Source organism: Fulvivirga aurantia (assembly GCF_009711475.1).
In the GTDB taxonomy this organism is placed as follows: Bacteria; Bacteroidota; Bacteroidia; order Cytophagales; family Cyclobacteriaceae; genus Fulvivirga; species Fulvivirga aurantia.
In genome coordinates, this window is sequence record NZ_SMMD01000700.1 from 1 (window position 1) to 5,902 (window position 5,902).

Consider the following 5,902-nt stretch of genomic DNA (forward strand, 5'->3'; position numbering starts at 1 on the left):
CAATACACGTAAACACAAATTTTACTGATCTTAAGAAGACTAGTAAAGAACAGCAGCAAGTAGATCTAAAAAGCCAATTTGAACAACTCATCAAGGAGCGCAATGAGGATACCTCCAAGCTTAAATGGATCGATGATGAAACCGTAGAAGCGAACATCTCACCACTTACGCTACACAGCTTCGTGTTAAAAGCGGAGTCACTAGGCTTAAAAGTTCAGTATAAGAAAAAGACCATTATTGAGATAGTTTAATGAACGGCCTAACCGACAATTTGACTAACCCTGCGCTCCTCTTTTTCTTGCTAGGCATCTTTGCCGCACAGATTAAGAGTGACCTGAAAATTCCTGAGAGCTCTTCAAAATTCATCTCTGTTTACCTGTTGCTGTCAATAGGTTTTAAAGGGGGGCAGGAGCTCGCACACTCTGTTATAGGTGGTGAAATTGTCTGGAGCATGCTACTTGGCATCTTTATGGCCCTGCTCGTACCACTCTACACGTTTTTTATTTTAAAGCGCAAGTTGAGTATAGAAAATGCCGGGGCCATTGCAGCCGCTTACGGTTCGGTAAGTGCAGTAACCTTTGTTACCGCTATATCCTTTCTGGATTTTGAGCAGGTAGGTTACAATGGCCATATGATAGCCGTAATGGCGCTCATGGAGGCACCTGCTATAATCGTTGGGGTGTTGCTCATCAACATGTACGGGAGAAAGTTGAAAAAAAGTAGCAGTCCTATGCTACCTATTTTAAAACACTCAGTGAGCAATGCAAGTGTGCTGCTAATTCTCAGTAGTATGGTTATTGGTTTCTTAGCCAGTGAGGAACAGGCGCAGGGGATTAAGCCCTTCACTACGGATATTTTCAAAGGTTTTCTGGCGGTCTTTTTATTAGACATGGGCATTACAGCAGGTAGACATATACACAGCATGTTCAAAAATGGCATGTATGTGTTATTGTTCTCTTGCCTCATCCCGTTCATCAACGGACTGCTCGCTTTGTACCTGGCCTCATTTGTCACAGACTCACCCGGTAATATATTGTTGTTTGCCTTGTTGGGCGCAAGTGCCTCATACATCGCAGTTCCGGCTGCTATGAAAAATGCGGTGCCAGCGGCAAATCCAGGACTCTACCTGCCTATGGCGTTAGGGATCACATTTCCCATTAACATCATAATAGGGATTCCATTTTACTTCATAATCATTCAAAATCTTATCTAACTCAATCTTTAATAATGAAAAGTCAATCGATTTTAAACGCAGAACGTAATGGTGCCACCGATGAACTGGTGAAAATTGCTGTAGCCGAAGGCAATGGCATTGGTCCGGAGATCATGGATGCCACACTTAAAATACTTGATGCCGCAGGCGCTAAATTCTCACCTCAATTTATACAAGTGGGAGAGGAGGCCTACCGCCAGGGACATACTTCAGGACTTAGCGAGGAGGCCTGGGACACCATAAGCAAATGCAAGCTGATACTCAAAGGGCCAATTACTACACCACAAGGCAAAGGGTATAAAAGCCTTAATGTAACGATCAGAAAATCACTTTCATTATTTGCCAATGTAAGACCAGTAAACGCGCTGCACCCATTTGTGCCCACTAAATTTCCGGGTATGGATGTGGTGGTAATTCGTGAAAATGAGGAGGACCTTTATGCCGGTATTGAGCACCGCCAAACCGATGAGGTAGTACAATGCCTCAAACTTATCACCAGACCGGGTTGTGAGAGAATCATAAGATATGCTTTTGAGTATGCTAAAGTTTATGGCAGAAAAAAGGTCACTTGCATGCTAAAAGATAATATCATGAAGCTCACCGATGGCCTCTTTCACCAGGTGTTTGATGAAATAGCCAAAGAATATCCTCAAATTGAAAGTGACTCACAAATTATAGACATAGGGGCCGCAAGATTGGCGGCAAGGCCCAATGATTATGATGTAATCGTGACATCTAATTTATATGGAGACATCATCTCCGATATCGTAGCTGAAATAGCCGGGTCGGTAGGCATGGCGGGTTCTGCCAATGTCGGAATGAATGCCGCAATGTTTGAGGCTATTCACGGTTCAGCTCCTGATATTGCGGGTAAAAACATGGCTAACCCTTCCGGGCTTATTAATGCTGCCGTAATGATGTTGGGCCACATTGGCCAAACAGAAACAGCCGATAAGATTAAAAATGCCTGGTTGGCCACCATCGAAGCAGGTCTGCATACGCCTGATATCTACAAAGAAGGAATGAGCAAGAGAAAAGTCTCGACTTCTGAGTTTGCTGAGGAGGTAATCAGTCGATTAGGCAAAACACCAGAAAAGCTGCCATTGAGTAATCTGGTTAGTGGTCAGGGGCACATCAACCTACCCGAGTATAAGCGAAAAGAAGCTACAAAAACGCTGGTTGGCGTAGATGTCTTTTTAGATTGGAAAGGGGCAAGTCCACAAGACTTAGGACGGGAGCTTACGGCACTTAAGTCGTATAAACTGAAACTAAAAATGATTACCAATCGGGGAGTAAAAGTTTACCCTGATGGAAACAAGGAAACCTTTTGTACAGATCATTGGAGGTGCCGTTTTGTGGCAGAAGATTTTGACCCTCATCAGGGTTACCCGAGCATAGATTTTGAACAGGTTGTAGCCCTGCTATCAAAACTCAATGCCAATAATTATGATGTAATTAAGACAGAAAATCTCTACGAATTTGACGGTGTAAAGGGCTTTTCTTTAGGACAAGGAGAATAAAACAAAATCATTATGAAAAATATTAATAAATGGCTCATCACGATCGATAGCGCTATACCAGCCGACACCTATTTTTATAACATCGGTAAACTAGCCAGTATTTTTGAACCTAAGTCAATTCATTTTCTCTATCAAATTGAGACTAAACTTAACCTTGATTTGCACAAAGAGTTTCCCGATTTACACCTGCCTCAGGTTAGCGATATTGAGCACGACCATGCAAACTAAGCCGCCAGGTTTATCCAGCAGGGAATAGAGTGCACACATGAGATAAAAATGACAAAGGCAGTAGCTGCTATCGCATCAGCAGCTAATAAGCAGGACGCTAATTTAGTGGTGTTAATGAATCCTGAAGATTTGAGCAAACTGCTAAAAAGATGTGATAAGAATGTATTAGTAGTGCCTACGGAAATTCCCTCTACTATAAGCAAAGTGGCGGTGCAGGTCGACCTTAAAAAAGGCACAGGAGGATCTTTGGAAGTAGCGCAGAAACTGTCAGAAATGACTCCGCTCCCCAAGGTTGACATTCTGCATTATCGCAAAGATGCCTCCCATTATGTAAATCATGTCATGGAGACACCCTTTGAGCTAGACAATGTAATTTCTGCCGAAAAAGCACTTAATGACAAATTGATTGAGTTTGCTAACTATAAACTCAGGTCCTACATGGTCGATTATCCTATGGTTTCTAATGCTAAAGGAAGTATTTGTTTATTCAATAGGGTAGACAAGACCAGCGACCTACTGGATGAATATATAGCCCGGCATAATCCTGATTTTATGATTTTCGGTAACGAAAACATAGACAAGTTGATGTCTGGTAATGAAGTGAGCGAGTTGATAAATAAATATAGCTACAATAAATATGCATTCATCTTAAGGCCAAAGAAGTTGCCACATCCTTTGAAGGCTTTATTGAGAATCAAATAAGATAGCAGAGGTCTCATAAGTTGGTTTTGGGTCATCGTATAGATGGCCCTTAACTATTTGTGAGGTGTCGGCCTGTACATTAGTGTCAGGCGGAAATTTTTTTAATAGTTTCCGTACACCTTTGTCTATCAACTGATCATCGATCTGAGGGTAAAGTGCCATATAACTCCTGGCTATCGACTGCCAAATTACCTGTCCTCTTGCTCTGTCTATAATATCAATTGTGAGTGTGCCTCTAAGAAAATGATAATAGTCTTCCTGATAATCGCTCCAGTATGGCAAATCCTCTTCATGTATTCTTGCAAAACGGGCTGAATCTTCCTTTACAGCTATATGAAAATCAATCATAAGATCTGCATGGTCATCGACTTGTACAAAGCCTTTGTCATACATTTCCTGAGCTATATAATTGCCTATAGTCTCAATTACCGTACTATCGTATAAATACCCCGGGCCCTGGTATACGAGCTCACAACCTCTGAGCCAACACCAGGTTTTATATTGATCAAAAGCAATAGATTTATCGTACTGCGTATTCACTTTTATCCCGCTACAGGCGCTTAAAAGCAGTAAACTAAGGATTGCGATATTTTTCATTTTCATAGACTTTAGCTACCTGCAAGCACCTTATTTTTTGTGGTACACCCATTGACACCAATCAAAATACAACCTGATTTTAGTCATGTTCATTGCTGGCGACACTGGCAATATTTGTAATATGAAAATGACTGAAGAGCTTATAACAAAATACAATGTACCGGTACCCAGATATACCAGCTATCCTACTTTGCCATTTTGGCAAGACGATTCTATCGAGCAACGACAGTGGCTATCGACTGTAAAGCGTACGTTTGATGAGTCTAATGATGATCAGGGAATAAGTTTATATATCCACCTGCCATATTGCGAAAGCTTATGTACCTATTGCGCCTGCAATACACGTATTACGAAAAATCACCAGGTAGAAGAATCATATATAGCGGCATTACTCAAAGAATGGGAGATGTATGTGTATACTTTTGGTCGTAAACCTCTCATCAGAGAAATTCACCTGGGCGGAGGTACACCTACTTTTTTTAGTCCAGAAAATTTAAAGCATCTCATAGCTGAAATTTTGCTTACTTCAGACTTGCATGAGCAATATTGTTTCTCTTTTGAAGGTCATCCTAACAATACCACCAGAGAGCATTTACTTACACTCTACAATCTCGGTTTTAGAAGAGTGAGCTATGGCGTGCAGGATCTTGACTTAAAGGTGCAGCAAACGATTAATCGACTTCAACCTTTCGAAAATGTGGAACAAGCCACGAAAGAGGCGCGTGATATTGGTTATGAGAGTGTAAATTTTGATTTGATCTATGGTTTGCCGTTTCAAACCGAAGACAGTATTCTCAACACGATAGACAAGGTGCTTTCGCTAAAACCTGACAGAATAGCTTTTTATAGTTACGCTCACGTGCCTTGGAAACGACCAGGTCAGCGTGCTTATACCGAGGTTGACTTACCAGATAATAACGCGAAGAGAAAGCTATATGAAGTAGGCAAAAAAAGCCTGATCGAGCATGATTATATAGATGTTGGCATGGATCACTTTGCTATCAAAGGAGATGAACTTTATGAGGCTTATTTAAGAAAAACCATGCTTCGCAATTTTATGGGCTACACAACTGCCCAAACCGACTTGCTCATAGGCCTTGGTACCTCAGCTATCAGCGATGCTAAATATGCTTACGCCCAAAATGAGAAAAATGTAGAGCAATATAAAGAGCAACTGGAAATGGGTGTCCTCCCAGTTGTTAAAGGCCATTTTCTAAGTGCCGAGGACCGCATCATCCGGCAATTTATCATTGATATCGCTTGTACGGGAGAGGCCAGATGGCACAACTATCCTCAATTATTAGATTTTAATATGAATATAGCCTTGCTTACCATGGCCCAGGAGGGCCTGATACAACTGTACGCTACAGGCCTCAGGGTGACACCGCTTGGAATGGCTTTTCTTAGAAATATCTGTGCCGTATTTGATAAGTATCTGGCAAATCGCCCAGAAACAAGTCAAATGTTCAGCAAGGCGATTTAAAGTTCTACGATTGCAGGCCATCTTTTCACATTTTGATGCCTGACGAACCACGTACAAGTCATGCTGAGCGCAGCGAAGTAACTTCTTAAGTATTGTATAATGTTTTTTTAGTGAGCTAAACCAGCCACTCTATTCGTCTGACCACTCAAAGTGGTCTGA

Annotated in this window: 7 protein-coding genes; 6 read left to right on the forward strand and 1 reads right to left on the reverse strand. The window is 41.5% G+C overall.

What is annotated here, in order from left to right; all coding sequences use genetic code 11:
- The 5 genes from E1176_RS20595 to E1176_RS07650 all read left to right on the forward strand — a co-directional run.
- The coding region (locus tag E1176_RS20595) for a hypothetical protein (RefSeq protein WP_185152690.1) at nt 1–251 on the forward strand (251 nt) is incomplete at its 5' end.
- Nucleotides 251–1,213, forward strand: coding sequence for a sodium-dependent bicarbonate transport family permease (locus tag E1176_RS07635; RefSeq protein ID WP_155210016.1), 963 nt, complete (start codon nt 251–253; stop codon nt 1,211–1,213). The genes E1176_RS20595 and E1176_RS07635, both read left to right, overlap by 1 nt.
- A 14-nt stretch (nt 1,214–1,227) precedes the next feature.
- Nucleotides 1,228–2,733, forward strand: coding sequence for an NADP-dependent isocitrate dehydrogenase (locus E1176_RS07640; RefSeq protein WP_155210018.1), 1,506 nt, complete (start codon nt 1,228–1,230; stop codon nt 2,731–2,733).
- 12 nt (nt 2,734–2,745) lie between these two features.
- Nucleotides 2,746–2,961: a hypothetical protein gene (locus E1176_RS07645; RefSeq protein ID WP_155210020.1), complete on the forward strand. Its 216-nt coding sequence runs from the start codon at nt 2,746–2,748 to the stop codon at nt 2,959–2,961.
- A gap of 48 nt (nt 2,962–3,009) precedes the next feature.
- Complete coding sequence (locus E1176_RS07650) at nt 3,010–3,663, forward strand: hypothetical protein (RefSeq protein ID WP_155210021.1); 654 nt, start codon at nt 3,010–3,012, stop codon at nt 3,661–3,663.
- Here E1176_RS07650 and E1176_RS07655 read toward each other — a convergent pair.
- Nucleotides 3,646–4,260 (reverse strand): DUF4136 domain-containing protein, encoded by a 615-nt coding sequence (locus E1176_RS07655; protein ID WP_185152691.1) that lies wholly within the window; start codon nt 4,258–4,260, stop codon nt 3,646–3,648. The two genes, E1176_RS07650 and E1176_RS07655, sit on opposite strands and share 18 nt — an antisense overlap.
- A gap of 85 nt (nt 4,261–4,345) precedes the next feature.
- Here E1176_RS07655 and hemN point away from each other — a divergent pair, with 85 nt between their 5' ends.
- Nucleotides 4,346–5,743: an oxygen-independent coproporphyrinogen III oxidase gene (hemN, locus tag E1176_RS07660; protein WP_246205965.1), complete on the forward strand. Its 1,398-nt coding sequence runs from the start codon at nt 4,346–4,348 to the stop codon at nt 5,741–5,743.
- The last annotated feature ends 159 nt before the right edge of the window (nt 5,744–5,902 follow it).